We start from the raw sequence: 16,096 nt of genomic DNA, 5'->3' as shown, positions 1-16,096 counted from the left end.
AATATAGACGGAAATCACACTTTGTGATCGCTGATATTCCCATCCTGCTTGAAAAGAAACGAGTTCTTTCGCTAGTATCCTAAAAAAGTAGCAAATACCCGGTTCGGGATTCACGAGTGAACTGAAATGATCCTGACGAGTTCCGCTCAGTCACCGTATTATATGGGGCGTGTACCTGCTTAAAAACGATAATATACCTGATGAATATAGGAACGTGCGAATCACCACCACTTTTTTTATTCAATCCTGTAACGAATCCACCCCAACCAGGTCATACAACAGAAGGGAGGCAGCCGGGTGACAGAATTTGAGAAGATCTATGATCAGCACTTCCGGGAAGTGTATGCATTCATCCTGTCCATGAGCCGCAATGAGAAGCTGGCCGAAGAGATCACGCAGGAGACGTTTTTCAAGGCGCTGAAGGCGATCGATGGCTTCAAGGGGCAGTGCAAGATGAATGTGTGGCTGTGCCAGATCGCGAAGAATACATACTTTACCCATCTATCAAAGCAGAAGCGATTGGTTCCGGAAGAAGCGGTCGAGTCCAGCGGGGACGCGGTCATGGAGCGGCTCATGGAGAATCGGGAAGAGGCGATGCGGGTCCATAAGGTGTTGCACTCCCTTCAAGATCCGTATAAGGAAGTGTTCACCCTGCGGATCTTCGGGGAGCTTTCCTTCCGGGACATCAGCGGGTTGTTCGGCAAGACGGAGAGCTGGGCCAGGGTGACGTATCACCGGGCACGGCAAAAAATTCAGGATCGGTTGAAGGAGGAAGAGGTATGAGGGACGTACCATGCCGGGTCATCGAAGACCTGTTGCCCCTATATCATGATGACGTGTGCAGTGAGGAGAGCCGGACACTTGTGGAGGGGCATCTTAGCCAATGTGAAGCGTGCAGGAATGAGCTTCAGCGGATGCGTGCCGGGTTGCCGGTGGAGGAGAAGGTGACGGTTGATCGGAATAGCGATGACCGTGTAATGAAGGGAATCGCGTCCTCGTGGAAGAAGGGGAGGAAGCGGTCGTTTTGGAAGGGGATGCTTGTCACAGCACTGCTCGCTTGTTGTCTGGTCCTTACGTATGCAGGACTTTTCCAATGGGATGTGGTCAGTGTCGGGACGGAGGATGCCGAGATCAGCAAGGTAAGCCAAGCGGACGGGAAGATCTTCTTTCATCTGAATGTGGATGATGGCTATAGGATTTCGAGATTGAAATACGATTTAAGGAATGATGGAACCTTTTATGTGACGGCAAAACGCAAGGTGATCAAGGAGAAATCAACTTTACCCTATGCATTTGAAGATGACGATGAGTTTGTTGATGTAGCCGAGCAGGAAGAGCTTCAGGGTCAGAAGATAGAGGCCATCTACTTCGGAACCCCCGATGATCGCAAGCTAATCTGGAAAGAAGGCATGGAGCTGCCAAAAACGGATCAGAGCGTGTTGGAACGATTCGGTATGGAATAGTCCTTTTATAAGGGAATTCCAAAAAGGATTTTTGAGAGGCGACCATAATCTTAATGATCTGGCGGGTACATGGCCCGCACCATCAAACGTACATGAATGGTCGGATGATCACGTGGAGGAGGAACCTTCTGATTGGTGCCATCTTTTTCGGAACCGTTGCATTCTTTTAGCTGTGCATTGGAAGCCAATAAGCAAGACTCGGGAAGAAGCGTCATTCCAATAGGGATGGCGTTTTTTATTTGAGCTGCCGTGCCTGGGGCATGGTATAATAAAATGGATGATAATGACATAAATGGGTGTGGGTGATGGCGGTGGATGGTCCTTTGATTGTATCGGGTTGTATTTTACTTGCAGTAGTGATTATAGTATCTGTTGTCCTTTTTATTTACTGGAGGAAAGGGATCATTGAGCAGAATCCCTTTTTGCTACTGTGGAAAAAGGAATGGTCTGTTTTCTATCATGCGGTCTTCAAATGGAAGGGGAAGCGGGAATCGGTAGGCTGTTATCCTTTCCACAAAGGTTCGAATTACTTCTGGCTGTTCATCGCCCTTCTTCATGAGCAGTTGATCGAAGGGGTCGTCTTTCATATCTATCTGAAGGAGACGGATCCGATCAGGGCCAATATCCTGTTGGTGCTCCATTTCTACAGTATCCTGTATATGCTGGGGGACTATCATTTGGCGAGGCATTCTCCTCTTAGACTGGATGGGAATAAAGTCATCATGAAGGTCGGTGTGAGGAGATCATTGGTCATGGATATTGGAGATATCTCTACCATTCAGCCGGCGAGGATCCAGTATGACAGCAGGGGAAGTATGATCCACGAAAAGGGAGTATTCCACGTCTGCATGCTTCCGAGAGTCTTTACCCGCGTCTTCGGGATGGTGGATGAACTGAAATATGAAATCATCTTGAAAGAACCGGTGAATTCCCTTGGTTACTTTGGACAGAAAAAGCCGGTGGGGAAAGTGTTCATTTATATGGACGATCCGGAGCCGTTCATCAGTCACCTAAAGAAAAAATGTAAGAGGTATGAGGATTGTGGGGTAGTTGAAGCGGCGGCTTCCGGTGCGAAGTGAGCCATTCTCGCTCGAAATAAAAATAAAAGATAGAGGGAAACAGCGATGAAAAAACAAATCATCGGAATCGTCATAGTCTTGTTATACGCTTTTCCGTTTGCCTATTATGCCATGTACAAAGATTTCACGAGTGGCTTGTTGACGGGGTACGGGATCATGATCGCGGTGACACTCGTCCTGGCTTATGTGTGTCAGCGATTCAGCTATATTCCTTACCTGATCATCGGGAACATCCTTATGGTGGCGGTGTCCCTTTATTTCAACAGCGGGATGGCTGAGGATCCTGCGTGGGACGGGTACTTCAAACCGCTGTGGGGTAGCCGGATGGTCGTGGTGGTCGGGGTGCTGAACCTGATTCCTCAGGCAATCCTTTTTTGGGTGATGGAGTGGAAAAGGCGAGAGAAACAACAGGCTTTCAAGGCATAAAGAACGCCCGGGGATTATTCCCCGGGCGTTTCCTATTCAGTCAAGCCTGCTCTTCACCCTTATAGACCTCATCCAGATGTACCAGGTGCGCCTGGCCCCATTCGTGCATGGAGATGAGGAGGGGTTCGAGGCTTTTGCCGTAGTCGGTCATGGAGTATTCGACCTTTGGCGGGATCTGGGCGTAGATTTTGCGGTGGATGATGTCATGGTTCTCGAGTTCGCGCAGGTGGCTGGTGAGCATTTTTTTCGTCACGTCGGGGATGAGCTTCTGCAGTTCGCTGAAGCGGAGCGTCCCTTTATGCATGAGATGAAACAGGATGACGGGCTTCCATTTCCCCACGAGGATCTCGAGGGCCGCTTCGATCGTCCCTTCCGGCCGTTTGCCGTCGCATTCGTGTGCCAATGTGCATTCCTCCTATCTTTAGGTATCCTCGACGATACCACGGCACATTCATGTGCCTACTTCCAAAGGTTCATCTTGCAGATTATTATAACCGTAGGACGTAAATTGAAACAAGGAGGAATGAGAACGATGAAATGGACCGTTCGAATCATTCAAGGAATTTTAGCAGTAGGATTCATCTTTTTTAGCTTTATGAAACTGAGTGCCAACCCGATGCAGGTGGAGGCATTCAATGATGTATATGGATACGGAACCGGCTTTATGTATATGGTGGGGGCGATCGAGCTTGTGGCTGCGATTGGCTTGATCATCGGGTTCTGGAAGAAAGGGCTCGCGGCTTTCTTTAGCGCGGTGCTGATGGTGGTCATGACTGGTGCCGCGTTCACGCACTTGATTGCCGGACAGGGAATCGGGGTGGCAGCAACGCCCCTAGTGCTTCTGATCCTGTCGGCAGTCGTCTTCTTCGGACACCGTAAAACGAGGGAGGTGGCGGCAGCATGAACATCTTCCTATGGATCGTCCAGATCATCCTCGGAGCGGCATTCGTCCTCTTCGGTTCGATGAAAACCTTCCAATATGACAAGGCAAAAGAGGGGATGCCTTGGGTCAAGGATTCTTCGAAGGGGTTTGTCCTCTTTGTCGGTGCCGCCGAAATCCTCGGGGGCATCGGCCTGATCCTCCCATATGCTCTGGGCATTGCTCCGATCCTCACGCCCCTTGCAGCCATCGGTATCGCCATCATCATGCTGGCCGCGGCCATCTTCCACGGCAGCAGAAAAGAAAATCAGGCCATCGGGATGAATGTGGTGTTGTTGATCCTGGCGCTAATCGTGGCGATAGGAAGGTTCTGAGTTTTCATTAGTGCAGTCATTCTAGTCCATGGAAAAGGATGATCCCAAAAGAGCAACGCAACCCAAAAAGCCGAGGAGCCTATCCTTGGCTCTTTTCTATTATGGAACGCCTTTCCCTGAGTCACGATTTTCTCCCGTTGAGGATATGCAGGATGTTCTCCACCCAGTAGAATAACCCTTTAGCTACTCCTCAACAGAATGACGGGACGTGTTAATGATGGGCATGTTATCGGTCACGGCCTTCTTATATATATGGTCCGACTCTTCGATGGTCAGCCTGATATTCTCTTCCAGCCAGATATTGCCCCGCTCCTTCAAACGGGCATATCTGTCTTCCAGATCACAGTGAAGTAAGGCGGTATGGACAGTAGAGAAGGCTTTATAGTCGGGGCATTCTTCAATATTATACGGATTTGGGACAGGGCCGAATAAAACTATTGCCTTATTGCTGATGCTGTTGTAGCGAGCGATGGTCAGCCATTGAGATGCAGCTTTTTGAAAATCCTTGTGTTCAACCAGGCTGTCCATGTCGAACACGTAGAAATTCTGTGCCAATCGCCGCAACACCTTGGATGCTTTTGTCTTCCCTGCTCCGCTGAGTCCGGTAACAATGAATAAAGGGGTACTACTCACAGCAATCCCTCCCAGCTTCTTATCACTTTATGAAGGAAGGGAGAGCAGGGTGCTTATCCATACCGTATTTGTGAAAAGTTCATAAAGTTGAAAGAAGACCCGTCATATCAACGGGTCTTCCTTTCTGAAGAAGCGCTCGTCACTTTCCTGCCCGCATCGCTTCGGTCTCTTCCTTACTCGGTCCGTATACACCAGGAACCTGCAGTCCTGCCTGCCTCATGAGGACAGTCAGCTGGCCGCGGTGGTGGGCCTGATGCTGGATGAGCAGGCGGAGGACACCTTGGAACGGCATGTCCATGCCGAAGAGGCTAATTGGTTCGTTCAGCTTCTCATCGGACACCTGCTCTGAAACGGCATCGGCGAGGCGCGTGCTCACGAGCTTATACGTCTCGGCAATCTCGCTGGCGGATGCCGGCGCAGCCTTTTGGAGATCTGGCGCCTCGAAGGTGACCCCTACTTGGGCAAGGAAATAATACGCTGCGCCCGTTACGTGCCAAGCCACGCTACCGATAGTGTATAGGTCAGGCCCGGCTTCCTGTTTCAGTGACGCATCAGTGAGTGCATCGAACACTTTCTGGGTCGTAGCGGCTTCCTGGTTCCATTCACGTAGAAAATCATTGGTTGATGTGAACATGGTAGATCCCTCCTTTTGGATGTCAGACAGTTTCATTGTAGCATGAAGGAGGGAGGTTGTTCGTTAGTAAAATGGAAGGGTTTTCATTTTGGGGGTATACTTTTATGGCTGCTGAAATCCAAACAGCGCTACAAACACGAGAAACAACGACAGGGATAGCCCGGCTGCATTCATCACGACCAAGCTGATTTTCAATTTGCCTTTCAGTCCCATCAGCGCAAAAACGAGTCCAGCCAGTGCCAGTGTGAACGGCAAGAAGAGGCTCACTTCCAGGACCGCTACATACAGTGGAAATCCCCACTTCGTCAATCCGGCGAGAATTGGAAAGATGGCCATGACGGAAAAAGCTCCTGAAAGAATGGAATAGGTTTTCTTCATGTGATTCCCCTCCTTAAGGAGTACGGTAGTTTCGGACGGCAGACGTGATGACGGCAATGACAAGGATGATCGCGCTGTTCACGAGCAGGAAGTACGCTACTTGAAGTCCATAAAAGACGGCAAAGGCATCGCGGATGACAATCAGTGCGGTAATCCCCCCGACACCGCCAAGCACGGGTGCCATGAGCAGGATTGTCAACGCAGCGGAATACAGGCTTTTCTTTTTGCGGAAGGTGATAAAGGCGAGAATGTTTCCCGCGGCAATCAAGCAGCCCATCAGCATGTAGAAGAACAGGTCCATATTCATCATTCCTCCCCTATGTCTCATGTATATGTGTGTAGTGCTGGTTTTTACTAATTTTAACATACACGCTCGTGGTTTAGTCATGCATCTAACAATTTATCCCAAAAATCCAGCAGACCATAACAGCAAGAATGAGGATGAAATGCCCTGCGCAGGATTGGTAAAATAGAAGCAACGAGATTGAAAGAAAGCGGTGAAGCAGGATGGAGACGGTGGTGAATCTGTCATTTGAAGAGATGTGGGAGAAGATCATGGCGTGCGACCGGACATATGACGGATTGTTCTTTACGGCAGTGAAGACGACGAAGATTTACTGTCGGCCCTCGTGCCGGTCGAGGAAGCCGAAGAAGGTGAACGTGGAGTTCTTCCAGGAGCGTGCGGAGGCGGAGCAGGCGGGGTATCGAGCCTGCAAGAGGTGCAAACCGGAAGAGGAGCATTCGCCGAATATCAGTGTCGTCCAGGAGACCATTGCCTTCCTGGTCAACCACCACAAGGAGCCGTTGAAGCTGCAGGATATCGCTGACGGGGTGGGGCTGAGCAGCTATCACCTGGAGCGTGTCTTCAAGGAAGAAACCTCCCATACACCGCGGACGTATCTGGAGAAGGTCCGGATCGATAAGGCGGCGAACCTGCTGGGTGAGACCGGTTTGACGAATCTTCAGATCTGTTATGAAGTGGGGTTCCAGAGTCCGTCAAACTTTTATAAAGTGTTCAGTCGCATGAAGGGATGCTCACCGAGTGAGTATCGGAGGGGGCAGTTGGATGAAGTGGAATGATCGTGGATCGTCGATTGAGCTCAATCTGCCGCATCCTTTCAGCTTTGAGGAGTGCTTGAGGTTTTTGGCCAGATCGGACCAGGAAGTACTTCACGAGGTAGGAGATGGAGAGGTGGTCAAGCTTCTGAAGGTTGAGGGAGAGTTAATTCTCTGTAAGGTCACCTCCTCCGGCGAAGCCTTGAATGTCGCGTTCCTGAACACAGCTCCATCAACACGCGCTCGAGCGTATGTGGCCGATTTCATGGTGGAGTGGTTTGATTTGGAACAGGACCTCGCCGGGTTCATGGAGATGGCTGGGCGGGATCCCGTCCTGAAGCCATTCGCTGAGCGGTACGAAGGCATGCGAATCCTCTGCATACCCGACTTGTTCGAGGCGCTTGTATGGGCCATCCTTGGTCAGCAGATCAACCTGACATTTGCCTACACGCTGAAGAAACGATTTGTGGAACAGTACGGAGAAAGTCTGACATTCAACGGTAACACGAATTGGCTGTTTCCTTCCTGCGAACGTGTGGCCACCCTCTCCATCGATGAACTGCGTGAGCTGCAGTTCACCACGCGTAAAGCAGAGTACGTCCTCGATCTCGCAACCGCCATGGCGAAAGGTGAACTCTCTAAAGAGGTGCTACTCCAATTGGATCCATCCGTGATCCGGGAGAAGTTGATTGCCATACGCGGTGTCGGGGCATGGACGGCCGATTATGTGCGGATGAAATGCTTCCATGACCGCAGCGCGTTCCCCGTCGCCGATGTCGGCCTTCACCTGGCCCTGAAGGAAGCCCTCGGCCTGGAACGAAAGCCGACAATCGAGGAAATCGAAGAACTCGCAATCAATTGGAAAGGGTGGGAAGCCTATGCTACGTTTTATCTCTGGCGATCATTGTACGGAGAAGGAGTATAAACTGGATATGGACACGCCCCTTGGGATCTTGGAAATCATCGGGACCAACGAGGCCGTGTCGTCGATCTTATTTGTGGAAAGGGAAGAGAGGGTGCATATGCGTGAGGACGATACGCCTGACGTACTGATCGACTGTCATGATCAGCTGGCCGAGTATTTCAACGGCAGCCGGCGGACGTTCTCGTTTCCCGTCCATGTGAAGGGGACCGATTTCCAGAAGCGCGTCTGGGAAGGACTGCTCGACCTGGCGTACGGAGAAACGGGTTCGTATAAGGACCTCGCCCTCTCGATCGGCAATGAAAAGGCAATCCGAGCCGTAGGCAGTGCCAATGGGAAGAACAAGCTCAGCATCGTCATTCCGTGCCACCGCATCATCGGCTCAAACGGGACAATGACAGGGTATGCGGGAGGCGTCTGGCGGAAAGAGTGGCTGCTACGCCATGAGAAAAATCATGAAAACAGCTGAAAACCGTTCAGGTCTTCAGCTGCTTGGACGTGTACGAGGCTCATGGTACAAGGTTCGATAGGTGGTGCTTAACAGCATAAACACACTGATGCAAAGAAGGATGGTCTGCCAGGCATCAATACGATCCTGATCAACCTGATTCGCGATGACCATCATGGCCAGGATGATGATGGAATAGACAAGATACACGCCTTTCTTTATTCCTTTCCTCTGCAGCAAGATCACGACTTCCGATACGGCAAAAAGGCATGCCATCATCCGTGTGTAGAAAAAGGGATCGTAATAGAAGAGACTGATGGCAAAACCAAGAGCGGCAACCGCGTTGAGGATGATGGTCCAACCGGTGTCTGTCATGAGCTTCGCACTCCTTTCTTGTGATGTGTCCCCATCTTATCATAGATCGGTACCTTATTTTAGGAGATTTTTCATTTCCATCAGTGAAACAAACGATTAAAAGTTCTATGTGCAACCGACTCTTTACATAACGAAACAGAACTCCCTGTGTGAAGGAAGTTCTGTTTTCTTATATCACCGTTTTCTTCCGATTCATCACCACGTTCACCACAAGCCAAACGCCTTGAATGATGGCCGGGAAAAGGAACGCAGCCGCAAGGATCAGAAACGCCACCAACTTCGCTTCCGGAGACTGCACAATCCCTGCCCCGTCCACATCTCGCAGCCAGATGAACGCCGAGATCACACCGAACAGGATCACCCAGAACAGGTTGGTCAGCCACCAGAAAGTCCACATTTTCTTCATGTTCTCACTCCATTTCAACACTCGATTCTATCCCTTATTCTACCGTGTAAAACGTTTCCTTTTGATGGACCACGGCTTTATTTTCACCTAAGACTTAAGACGTATGGAGGGGGATGATTGTATGGACAAAGACGGATACTAAAGGAGTCTTCCATTTCAATTATATGAACAAGGATCTAGTGAAAAATTATACTGAAATAAGGAACCCTGATCGTTCCATGGACGTTCGTTTGTCAATAGTCCTCACGAATGATTGTTTTTCCTGAAAACACAATTGTTTTCACATAGGAAACATATTATAATGAAAAACAATTAAGCTTCACGTTCTACGACATCAGAGCGAATAATCGTAAAAGAGGGGAACAGCATGGCTAACAAAGAGTTGCATCGAGGCCTGGAAGCACGTCACATTCAGATGATTGCTTTGGGCGGTACGATTGGCGTCGGATTATTTATGGGATCGGCAAGTACGATCCAGTGGACGGGCCCGTCTGTCCTGCTGGCGTATGCAATTGCCGGGATTTTCATCTTCTTCATCATGCGTGCCATGGGGGAAATGCTGTACGTCGAGCCGAGCACCGGTTCGTTCGCGACCTTCGGGCATAAATATATCCATCCGCTAGCCGGGTACATGACAGCGTGGAGCAACTGGTTCCAATGGGTCATCGTCGGGATGGCCGAGATCGTCGCAGTGGGGGCGTACATGCAGTACTGGTTCCCGGATCTGCCGGCGTGGATACCGGGGATCATTGCCATGGCCATCCTGGGTGCGGCGAATCTGATTTCCGTGAAATCCTTCGGGGAATTCGAATTTTGGTTTGCACTCATTAAAATCATCACCATCGTCCTGATGATTTTCGCCGGGATCGGCCTGATCTTCTTCGGTCTCGGAAACGGGGGAGACGCCATCGGGCTCTCGAACCTGTGGGCAAACGGCGGCTTCTTCGCCGGAGGATGGTCGGGCTTCTTCTTCGCCCTCTCCCTAGTGGTGGCGGCCTACCAAGGGGTGGAATTGATCGGGATCACGGCCGGAGAGGCACGCGATCCGAAGAACACCCTGACGAAAGCGATCCAGAGCATCATCTGGCGGATCCTGATTTTCTATATCGGGGCGATCTTTGTCATCGTCACCGTGTATCCGTGGGATGAGTTGAATTCCATCGGAAGCCCGTTCGTCGCGACATTCGCCAAAGTCGGGATCACGGCAGCGGCCGGTGTCATCAACTTCGTCGTCATCACCGCGGCCATGTCCGGCTGCAACAGCGGGATCTACAGCGCAGGGCGCATGCTCTACACACTCGGGGTGAATGGACAAGCACCGAAATCCTTCACGAAGCTGTCCCGTAATGGTGTACCACTACTCGGGACGATCGGAGTCATGATCGGACTTGGAATCGGAGTCATCCTGAGCTACATCGCACCGGAAAACCTGTTCGTTTACGTATACAGTTCAAGCGTCCTCCCGGGAATGGTTCCGTGGTTCATCATCCTGATCAGCCAGATCCGCTTCCGGAAGATGAAGGGAGCAGAACTCGACGATCACCCGTTCAAAATGCCATTTGCACCGGTTACGAACTATCTGACCCTTGCCTTCCTGGTCGCCGTCCTCGTTGGCATGTGGTTCAATGACGATACGCGCATGTCGCTCATCGTGGGTATCGTGTTCCTCGCGCTGGTGACCATCAGTTACTTTGCGTTCGGGATCGGGAAGAAGGTTCCGTTGGAGGAACAAGGGGAATAAAACAACAAAACAGCGCTTTCCGTAAAGGAATGCGCTGTTTTTCTATTGGTGATGGAGTCCGCCTGTTACTTCTTGATCCCCGCAGCTGCCAACGGGCCGGTGAGGGTCATGGAGGAAATGATCCGAGCCATTTCATGCGGGGACTCCTCGCCACCGGAATCCAGCCATTCTTTGATCACGCCTAAGTGGGCGGAGGCAATATAGGAAATGACATACGCCTTTGGGATAGCGAGGTCCTCCTCTATGAAAATGGCTTCGGTGTGCCGACTGAAGAGGGCGTTGGTCATCACTTCTTTTATTTTGGTTTGAAGAGAGGAATCACTGTTCGGACTGAGCAGTATGTTCATGAGTCCTTTGTTTTGTTGAATATAGTCAAAGAAGGGGACGAGGAAAGCAAACGGGATGGTATGACGTTCATTGAGGTCCGAGATGATCTGTGGGATGTTCTTCGCAATCTTGTTCTTCATTTCCTTCAACAGTTCTTCTTCACACTTGGTCATCAAGTCATATTTATCCTGATAATGACTGTAGAATGTCCCTCGATTGATGTTTGCTTTGGTTGTAATATCTTTGACGGTGAGCGCTTCAAAGCCTTTCTCTTCAATCAGCTCGATCAGTGCCTGTTTTATAGACGTTTTTGTGCGGATCACGCGCAGATCCAAATGTGCATCGCTCATCTGACGGTTCCTCCCTGACATTTTTTCCGACACATCCTTGGAATGTGTGGGTTAATCTACACTTCACTCATAAATGATGATTGAGCAGGGTAAAATCTGTACGTATACTATGATTACATCGTAATGAACAACGTGTTGTTTATTATTTTACCCTAACATGAACCATATAAAAGAAAAAATGTTGAGCAATGAGTGAGGGGGATAAGAATGGAGATTACCGTTTCGAATGTGAGTAAATCCTTTGATGATAAGAACGTGATCAACGACATCAGCTTCACCATCCCGGCAGGAACGATCTGTTGTTTACTAGGCCCATCCGGTTCAGGGAAAACCACCTTGATCCGTCTGATGATCGGTGCCATCGGGGCAGATCAGGGTAGCATCCGATTCGGGGATGTCCCAATGCCCGATATGAACATGTTGAAGAAGATCGGGTTCATGCCACAGAATGATGCTTTGTATGATGATTTGTCTGCTGAGGCCAACTTGACCTTTTTCGGGGGTCTGTATCATTTGGGTAAGAAAGCGTTGGAAGAGCGCATTGATGAAGTGCTTGCCATCGTGGATCTGACAGAGCACCGGAGGAAATTGGTGAAGAATTTTTCGGGAGGGATGAAAAAGCGCCTATCCCTTGCGGCTTCGATTTTGCATTCTCCGGATCTGTTGTTCCTGGATGAACCGACCGTCGGGATCGATCCGGTCCTGCGCCGGACGATTTGGGAGCAATTCCAGCGGATCAAGCATGCCGGGACCACCATCATCGTATCCACCCATGTGATGGATGAAGTCACCGAGTGTGACAGGGCAGCACTGATCTACAACGGGTCGTTGATTGAGTATGATGCGGTGCCGACGCTACTCGATAAAACGGAGAACGGCCGGGTGGATGAGCTATTCTTCATGGCATCGGGGTCCGTGGAAGGCGGTGCTGAAACATGATCCATCTCGCCAAGCGTGTCATACGGCAAACCATCAATGACAAACGAAGCATCATGATGATCCTGGTTGCGCCCTTATTGATTTTGACCCTGGTCTATTTCCTGCTAGGGGATTCCGGGTATGTGCCCACCGTCGGAGTGAATACATCGACTGTACCGGATCCGGTTGTCACCGCGTTGAAAGGAGAGGATGTAAAGGTCACCGACGTCAGCATCGATGACACCCAGGCTGCGAAAGACTACTTGAACGATCATGAGGATGTGGATGCAATCTTCCTGCTCTCTGAGCAATCGGGCAATGAGCTCATCATGCATGAGCCTGATTCCAAAGCGGCGAAGGCTGCCAGCGGGATCCAAGCCGCCATGGGCTCCTTGAATCCAAAGGCAGAACTGGATGTGACCTATGTATACGGGGACGCAGACCAATCAACGTTTGATTCCCTAGGCTATGTGTTCCTCGCCATCTTCTCCTTTTTCATGGTGTTCATCATTTCCGGGATGGCCCTTGTAAGAGAAAGCAGCGGGGGTACCTTGGAACGGTTGATGATGACCCCGATCAAGCGTGGGGAAGTGATTCTCGGATATACGGCCGGTTATGGCGTCTTTGCCGTCATTCAAGCGGTTCTGATTGTCATCTACTCCGTCTATGTCCTTCAATTGCAGTCGGTGGGGAATATCGGCTGGGTGCTGGTGGCCATGGTGCTGTTGGCTGTGACGGCTGTGTCCTTCGGGGCCATGATTTCGATCTTCGCCCGGTCCGAGCTACAGGTCGTGCAATTGATCCCATTCACCATCATCCCTCAGGTGTTTTTCTCAGGATTGATTCCCTTGGACCTGATCCCTTATTATCTCGGCTATTTGTCTTACATCATGCCGATCTATTACGGGGCTGCAGCCATCAAAGCGGTCATGGTATATGGAGAGGGGTTCACGGGGATATGGGGGTATCTCCTTGGATTGATCGTGTACGCATTTATTCTGTATCTATTGAATACTCATGCGTTGAAGAGGTTCAGAAAGCTTTGAGCCTGACATGTGTTTGAATAGGCATAGTCAGGAACACCTTTTCCCATTTGGGAAGAGGTGTTATTTTATTTAAAAGAACCTCCACCTCTACTTAAGTAGAGACTGTGGGTTTGTTCGCTGGTGCCACCCTGCATAACCGTGCATGAAAAGTCGGATGAAGGCATGCTGACCCTGATAATGTATAGGAAGAGGAGGTCATGAAGATGGATTCGCTAAAACAAATGAACCTGGCACTGACATATATCGAGGATAATCTGGCCCAGGAAATTGATTATAAGGAAGTGGCAAAGCGTGCGTTATGCTCAGAGTATCATTTCAAGCGGATGTTCTCGTTCTTGGCAGGTGTCACGTTGTCAGAGTATATTCGTCGGAGGCGCCTGACCCTTGCCGCGTTCGAACTGAAGCAGGACGGGACGAAGGTGATCGATGTGGCGATGAAATATGGGTACCATTCACCTGATTCATTTGCCAGGGCCTTTCAGCAGCTTCATGGAATCACGCCTTCAGAAGCCAGGAAGAGTGGGCTTTCACTCAAAGCGTATCCACCGATGACCTTCCAACTAGCCATTAAGGGAGGAAATGAAATGAACTATCGAATAGAAGAAAAAGGGGCATTTCGCATCGTTGGCCTGAAGGAACGCGTCCCGATCCAGTTCCACGGCGTGAACCCGAAGATTGCGGCCATGTGGGAGCGTTTGACGGAAGACATGATCAAGGAATTGAAGGACCTGTCCGATGTGGAGCCAACGGGACTGATCAGTGCATCCGCCCGCTTTTCCGAAGAACGGATGGAGGAAAAGGGAGAGCTTGATCATATGATCGGGGTGGCCACATTGAAGGAATGCCCAGCCCGGTTCGCGAATCTAGAGGTACCGGCTTTGACATGGGCCGTGTTCGAATCCGTCGGTCCCTTTCCTGAAACACTTCAAGACGTGTGGGGACGGATTTACTCCGAATGGTTCCCATCATCCGGGTACGAACTGATGGAAGGACCGGAACTTTTGTGGAATGAAAGCAAGGATCTGTCTTCACCGACGTATAGAAGTGAGATTTGGATTCCGGTGAGGAGAAAATAATGGAGGAAGGGAGACCCGTCACGGGTCTCCTTACTTGCTTATCTCGAAATATGTAAAATCTCATACACGGTCAGGTGCTCTGACGCCTCAACATCCGGTTTCTCTTCATAAAAACGAAAATGGCTGTAGCCCCACTTATCCGGATTATAGACCACTACATTCCCCAAGCATTCTCCGGATCCTTCCACGTCGGCGATCTCAAGAAGGGAGTGGCTTGCTAATGAAGGGGTCTCGGCAATCCGGCCGGCGTATTCTACAACGTACTGACTATTGGAAAAGTCCGGGTCTACGTCGAGGACCAGGGGAACACCGATCTGAATCTGCTGCCAGCCGAAAGAGTCCAGGATGTTGTCATAATAACCGTGGAATAGGAACGTGTTCATTCCTTCATGGGTGTTCCACATATAGAATGGTGCGTAAGAATTATAGGTTTGACCGTTCTTTCCTGCCTCGGTGATTAAATAGGCTTTGAAGTCGAGTCCGTTGAAACCATCCGTCTTCATCCCGTTCTCTTGGACCCTGTTTCTGATGATCCCCATATCATAATCCTTCGGCAGGATGACGTTGTATTGCATGCCAATCATGTTCATCACTCTCTTTCAATGGTATAGATTCATGATAATCCTGCAGAGATTAGGTGTAAAATAGGTATAGATGATGCCGGTCATCATGAAATCTGATAGCAGGAAAAGAGCTGAACGATATGGAAATCAATGACCTTATCATATTCAAAACAGTCGTAACAGAAGGGTCGATCAGTAAGGCCGCGAACGTCTTGGGGTATGTGCAGCCTCACCTGACAGAACGGATCAAACGATTGGAACAAGAACTAGACACACCGTTACTACACCGATCGAATAAGGGCATCACCACCCTTCCATCAGGAGATGTACTCGTCGACTATGCCAACAGGATCTTGAACCTGGTGGACGAAGCGAAAAATGAAATCAAAAGGACCAACGCCCTTCCTTACCGCATCGCCACATCGCCATCGATTCTGTCCAGCTATGTCAGCAAACGGATAAGCGGGACGTTCATGAAGTACGAATTGACGCTCGAGAACAGCAGCCAGCTGTACTCTCTATTAAGGAATCAAAAGGTGGACATGGTCATCACGTATGGAACGTATGCCGATTCAGATTTCCAACAAGTGGGGAGCCATACGATTTCAATGGGATTACAGCAAGCGAAGGGAAAGACGACGATGGATTACGCGAAGGAATACTTCTTTGTCAGTCAGGACCAACAGTGTCCCTTCAGGAAGCGTACGATCGACTTTATGGAAGAGAATCATATCCCCAAGGAGCAACTGCATCAGTTGGATTCTTTCTCACTGATCCAGGAATTCATCTCAGAGGGAAAAGGAATCGCCTTTTTGCCCATAAAGGATGATCAATTAGAAAGAGTGGAAGATGTGGAGGTAGAAAGCTTGTCAGTTCACTTTTACACGATGCGTGAATCAGGGAGGGAGATCCCTGCTGACCTGTTGCCTTAAGGGTTTCCCTCTTCATCGTTTCGTGCCTACACACGATATAATAGGTGATAACAGATTGATAGACATAGA

At 49.9% G+C, this 16,096-nt stretch carries 23 protein-coding genes; 14 read left to right on the top strand and 9 right to left on the bottom strand.

The genetic code is table 11. The features are described 5' to 3' along the window. The first annotated feature begins 297 nt into the window (after window positions 1–297). From ACNA6I_RS14115 to ACNA6I_RS14100, 4 genes are all read left to right on the top strand, one after another. Complete coding sequence (locus ACNA6I_RS14115) at window positions 298–783, top strand: RNA polymerase sigma factor (RefSeq protein WP_367034947.1); 486 nt, start codon at window positions 298–300, stop codon at window positions 781–783. Next, window positions 780–1,463 (top strand): zf-HC2 domain-containing protein, encoded by a 684-nt coding sequence (locus ACNA6I_RS14110; RefSeq protein ID WP_416313606.1) that lies wholly within the window; start codon window positions 780–782, stop codon window positions 1,461–1,463. Before ACNA6I_RS14115 ends, ACNA6I_RS14110 begins: the two co-directional genes overlap by 4 nt. A gap of 422 nt (window positions 1,464–1,885) precedes the next feature. Next, on the top strand, window positions 1,886–2,542 hold the full coding sequence (locus tag ACNA6I_RS14105) for a hypothetical protein (RefSeq protein ID WP_416313605.1): 657 nt from the start codon (window positions 1,886–1,888) through the stop codon (window positions 2,540–2,542). A gap of 45 nt (window positions 2,543–2,587) precedes the next feature. Then, on the top strand, window positions 2,588–2,968 hold the full coding sequence (locus ACNA6I_RS14100) for a hypothetical protein (protein WP_416313604.1): 381 nt from the start codon (window positions 2,588–2,590) through the stop codon (window positions 2,966–2,968). Window positions 2,969–3,008: 40 nt separating this feature from the next. Here ACNA6I_RS14100 and ACNA6I_RS14095 read toward each other — a convergent pair whose 3' ends face one another. Next, on the bottom strand, window positions 3,009–3,371 hold the full coding sequence (locus ACNA6I_RS14095; protein ID WP_252265868.1) for a winged helix-turn-helix transcriptional regulator: 363 nt from the start codon (window positions 3,369–3,371) through the stop codon (window positions 3,009–3,011). Window positions 3,372–3,500: 129 nt separating this feature from the next. On the opposite strand from ACNA6I_RS14095, the gene ACNA6I_RS14090 reads away from it, so the two are divergent. Beyond that, window positions 3,501–3,872, top strand: coding sequence for a DoxX family protein (locus tag ACNA6I_RS14090; RefSeq protein WP_252265869.1), 372 nt, complete (start codon window positions 3,501–3,503; stop codon window positions 3,870–3,872). Further along, a complete protein-coding gene (locus tag ACNA6I_RS14085) occupies window positions 3,869–4,222 on the top strand; it encodes a DoxX family protein (protein ID WP_252265870.1) in 354 nt (117 codons plus the stop codon). The genes ACNA6I_RS14090 and ACNA6I_RS14085 overlap by 4 nt, the downstream gene beginning before the upstream one ends. A 183-nt stretch (window positions 4,223–4,405) precedes the next feature. Here ACNA6I_RS14085 and ACNA6I_RS14080 read toward each other — a convergent pair whose 3' ends face one another. The 4 genes from ACNA6I_RS14080 to ACNA6I_RS14065 form a co-directional block, all read right to left on the bottom strand. Then, window positions 4,406–4,855 (bottom strand): hypothetical protein, encoded by a 450-nt coding sequence (locus ACNA6I_RS14080; protein WP_416313603.1) that lies wholly within the window; start codon window positions 4,853–4,855, stop codon window positions 4,406–4,408. Window positions 4,856–4,994: 139 nt separating this feature from the next. Continuing rightward, the gene (locus tag ACNA6I_RS14075; protein ID WP_416313602.1) at window positions 4,995–5,489 is read right to left on the bottom strand and encodes a DinB family protein; all 495 of its coding nucleotides are present in this window, start codon (window positions 5,487–5,489) and stop codon (window positions 4,995–4,997) included. Window positions 5,490–5,591: 102 nt separating this feature from the next. Further along, a complete protein-coding gene (locus ACNA6I_RS14070) occupies window positions 5,592–5,867 on the bottom strand; it encodes a hypothetical protein (RefSeq protein WP_251401282.1) in 276 nt (91 codons plus the stop codon). Window positions 5,868–5,880: 13 nt separating this feature from the next. Further along, a complete protein-coding gene (locus ACNA6I_RS14065) occupies window positions 5,881–6,177 on the bottom strand; it encodes a 3-isopropylmalate dehydrogenase (RefSeq protein WP_416313601.1) in 297 nt (98 codons plus the stop codon). 197 nt (window positions 6,178–6,374) lie between these two features. Between ACNA6I_RS14065 and ACNA6I_RS14060 the strand changes: the two genes are divergently transcribed. From ACNA6I_RS14060 to ACNA6I_RS14050, 3 genes are read left to right on the top strand one after another with little or no spacing between them, the layout of a single operon-like run. Further along, window positions 6,375–6,947 carry a bifunctional transcriptional activator/DNA repair enzyme AdaA gene (locus tag ACNA6I_RS14060; RefSeq protein ID WP_416313600.1) on the top strand — a complete coding sequence of 191 codons (573 nt, stop codon included), beginning with the start codon at window positions 6,375–6,377 and terminating at the stop codon, window positions 6,945–6,947. Beyond that, window positions 6,934–7,848: a DNA-3-methyladenine glycosylase family protein gene (locus ACNA6I_RS14055; protein WP_416313599.1), complete on the top strand. Its 915-nt coding sequence runs from the start codon at window positions 6,934–6,936 to the stop codon at window positions 7,846–7,848. Before ACNA6I_RS14060 ends, ACNA6I_RS14055 begins: the two co-directional genes overlap by 14 nt. Continuing rightward, the gene (locus tag ACNA6I_RS14050) at window positions 7,802–8,314 is read left to right on the top strand and encodes a methylated-DNA--[protein]-cysteine S-methyltransferase (protein ID WP_416313598.1); all 513 of its coding nucleotides are present in this window, start codon (window positions 7,802–7,804) and stop codon (window positions 8,312–8,314) included. The genes ACNA6I_RS14055 and ACNA6I_RS14050 overlap by 47 nt, the downstream gene beginning before the upstream one ends. A 15-nt stretch (window positions 8,315–8,329) precedes the next feature. Here the strand turns inward: ACNA6I_RS14050 and ACNA6I_RS14045 are convergent, their stop codons facing one another. Further along, window positions 8,330–8,668, bottom strand: a complete 339-nt coding sequence (locus tag ACNA6I_RS14045) for a hypothetical protein (RefSeq protein WP_416313597.1) — start codon at window positions 8,666–8,668, stop codon at window positions 8,330–8,332. A 169-nt stretch (window positions 8,669–8,837) separates the two neighbouring features. Next, the gene (locus ACNA6I_RS14040; protein WP_048005514.1) at window positions 8,838–9,074 is read right to left on the bottom strand and encodes a DUF3923 family protein; all 237 of its coding nucleotides are present in this window, start codon (window positions 9,072–9,074) and stop codon (window positions 8,838–8,840) included. A 367-nt stretch (window positions 9,075–9,441) separates the two neighbouring features. Between ACNA6I_RS14040 and ACNA6I_RS14035 the strand changes: the two genes are divergently transcribed. Next, entirely contained in the window at window positions 9,442–10,815 is a 1,374-nt protein-coding gene (locus ACNA6I_RS14035; RefSeq protein ID WP_416313596.1) for an amino acid permease, read from the top strand. 65 nt (window positions 10,816–10,880) lie between these two features. Here ACNA6I_RS14035 and ACNA6I_RS14030 read toward each other — a convergent pair whose 3' ends face one another. Continuing rightward, on the bottom strand, window positions 10,881–11,492 hold the full coding sequence (locus tag ACNA6I_RS14030; protein WP_416313595.1) for a TetR/AcrR family transcriptional regulator: 612 nt from the start codon (window positions 11,490–11,492) through the stop codon (window positions 10,881–10,883). A 207-nt stretch (window positions 11,493–11,699) separates the two neighbouring features. Between ACNA6I_RS14030 and ACNA6I_RS14025 the strand changes: the two genes are divergently transcribed. The 3 genes from ACNA6I_RS14025 to ACNA6I_RS14015 all read left to right on the top strand — a co-directional run bounded on the left by ACNA6I_RS14025 (window position 11,700) and on the right by ACNA6I_RS14015 (window position 14,532). Beyond that, window positions 11,700–12,431 (top strand): ABC transporter ATP-binding protein, encoded by a 732-nt coding sequence (locus ACNA6I_RS14025; RefSeq protein WP_053428547.1) that lies wholly within the window; start codon window positions 11,700–11,702, stop codon window positions 12,429–12,431. Continuing rightward, window positions 12,428–13,456 (top strand): ABC transporter permease, encoded by a 1,029-nt coding sequence (locus ACNA6I_RS14020; protein WP_416313594.1) that lies wholly within the window; start codon window positions 12,428–12,430, stop codon window positions 13,454–13,456. The genes ACNA6I_RS14025 and ACNA6I_RS14020 overlap by 4 nt, the downstream gene beginning before the upstream one ends. A 203-nt stretch (window positions 13,457–13,659) precedes the next feature. Next, complete coding sequence (locus ACNA6I_RS14015; protein WP_416313593.1) at window positions 13,660–14,532, top strand: AraC family transcriptional regulator; 873 nt, start codon at window positions 13,660–13,662, stop codon at window positions 14,530–14,532. A 38-nt stretch (window positions 14,533–14,570) separates the two neighbouring features. On the opposite strand, the gene ACNA6I_RS14010 is transcribed toward ACNA6I_RS14015, so the two are convergent. After that, a complete protein-coding gene (locus tag ACNA6I_RS14010; protein WP_416313774.1) occupies window positions 14,571–15,071 on the bottom strand; it encodes a DUF4865 family protein in 501 nt (166 codons plus the stop codon). 164 nt (window positions 15,072–15,235) lie between these two features. Here ACNA6I_RS14010 and ACNA6I_RS14005 point away from each other — a divergent pair, with 164 nt between their 5' ends. Further along, the gene (locus ACNA6I_RS14005; RefSeq protein WP_416313592.1) at window positions 15,236–16,027 is read left to right on the top strand and encodes a LysR family transcriptional regulator; all 792 of its coding nucleotides are present in this window, start codon (window positions 15,236–15,238) and stop codon (window positions 16,025–16,027) included. The last annotated feature ends 69 nt before the right edge of the window (window positions 16,028–16,096 follow it).

The sequence above is a fragment of the Rossellomorea sp. FS2 genome, assembly GCF_047915635.1.
Lineage (GTDB): Bacteria > Bacillota > Bacilli > Bacillales > Bacillaceae_B > Rossellomorea > Rossellomorea marisflavi_A.
This window is presented reverse-complemented; position numbering and strand designations above follow the sequence as displayed.

What these genes read in the sequence shown, in the direction of transcription:
- ACNA6I_RS14110 (WP_416313606.1), top strand. Translation starts at nt 780, where the DNA reads ATGAGGGACGTACCATGCCGGGTCATCGAAGACCTGTTGCCCCTATAT.
- ACNA6I_RS14100 (WP_416313604.1), top strand. Translation starts at nt 2,588, where the DNA reads ATGAAAAAACAAATCATCGGAATCGTCATAGTCTTGTTATACGCTTTT.
- ACNA6I_RS14090 (WP_252265869.1), top strand. Translation starts at nt 3,501, where the DNA reads ATGAAATGGACCGTTCGAATCATTCAAGGAATTTTAGCAGTAGGATTC.
- ACNA6I_RS14085 (WP_252265870.1), top strand. Translation starts at nt 3,869, where the DNA reads ATGAACATCTTCCTATGGATCGTCCAGATCATCCTCGGAGCGGCATTC.
- ACNA6I_RS14075 (WP_416313602.1), bottom strand. Translation starts at nt 5,489, where the DNA reads ATGTTCACATCAACCAATGATTTTCTACGTGAATGGAACCAGGAAGCC.
- ACNA6I_RS14070 (WP_251401282.1), bottom strand. Translation starts at nt 5,867, where the DNA reads ATGAAGAAAACCTATTCCATTCTTTCAGGAGCTTTTTCCGTCATGGCC.
- ACNA6I_RS14065 (WP_416313601.1), bottom strand. Translation starts at nt 6,177, where the DNA reads ATGATGAATATGGACCTGTTCTTCTACATGCTGATGGGCTGCTTGATT.
- ACNA6I_RS14060 (WP_416313600.1), top strand. Translation starts at nt 6,375, where the DNA reads ATGGAGACGGTGGTGAATCTGTCATTTGAAGAGATGTGGGAGAAGATC.
- ACNA6I_RS14055 (WP_416313599.1), top strand. Translation starts at nt 6,934, where the DNA reads ATGAAGTGGAATGATCGTGGATCGTCGATTGAGCTCAATCTGCCGCAT.
- ACNA6I_RS14050 (WP_416313598.1), top strand. Translation starts at nt 7,802, where the DNA reads ATGCTACGTTTTATCTCTGGCGATCATTGTACGGAGAAGGAGTATAAA.
- ACNA6I_RS14045 (WP_416313597.1), bottom strand. Translation starts at nt 8,668, where the DNA reads ATGACAGACACCGGTTGGACCATCATCCTCAACGCGGTTGCCGCTCTT.
- ACNA6I_RS14040 (WP_048005514.1), bottom strand. Translation starts at nt 9,074, where the DNA reads ATGAAGAAAATGTGGACTTTCTGGTGGCTGACCAACCTGTTCTGGGTG.
- ACNA6I_RS14035 (WP_416313596.1), top strand. Translation starts at nt 9,442, where the DNA reads ATGGCTAACAAAGAGTTGCATCGAGGCCTGGAAGCACGTCACATTCAG.
- ACNA6I_RS14030 (WP_416313595.1), bottom strand. Translation starts at nt 11,492, where the DNA reads ATGAGCGATGCACATTTGGATCTGCGCGTGATCCGCACAAAAACGTCT.
- ACNA6I_RS14025 (WP_053428547.1), top strand. Translation starts at nt 11,700, where the DNA reads ATGGAGATTACCGTTTCGAATGTGAGTAAATCCTTTGATGATAAGAAC.
- ACNA6I_RS14020 (WP_416313594.1), top strand. Translation starts at nt 12,428, where the DNA reads ATGATCCATCTCGCCAAGCGTGTCATACGGCAAACCATCAATGACAAA.
- ACNA6I_RS14015 (WP_416313593.1), top strand. Translation starts at nt 13,660, where the DNA reads ATGGATTCGCTAAAACAAATGAACCTGGCACTGACATATATCGAGGAT.
- ACNA6I_RS14010 (WP_416313774.1), bottom strand. Translation starts at nt 15,071, where the DNA reads ATGGGGATCATCAGAAACAGGGTCCAAGAGAACGGGATGAAGACGGAT.
- ACNA6I_RS14005 (WP_416313592.1), top strand. Translation starts at nt 15,236, where the DNA reads ATGGAAATCAATGACCTTATCATATTCAAAACAGTCGTAACAGAAGGG.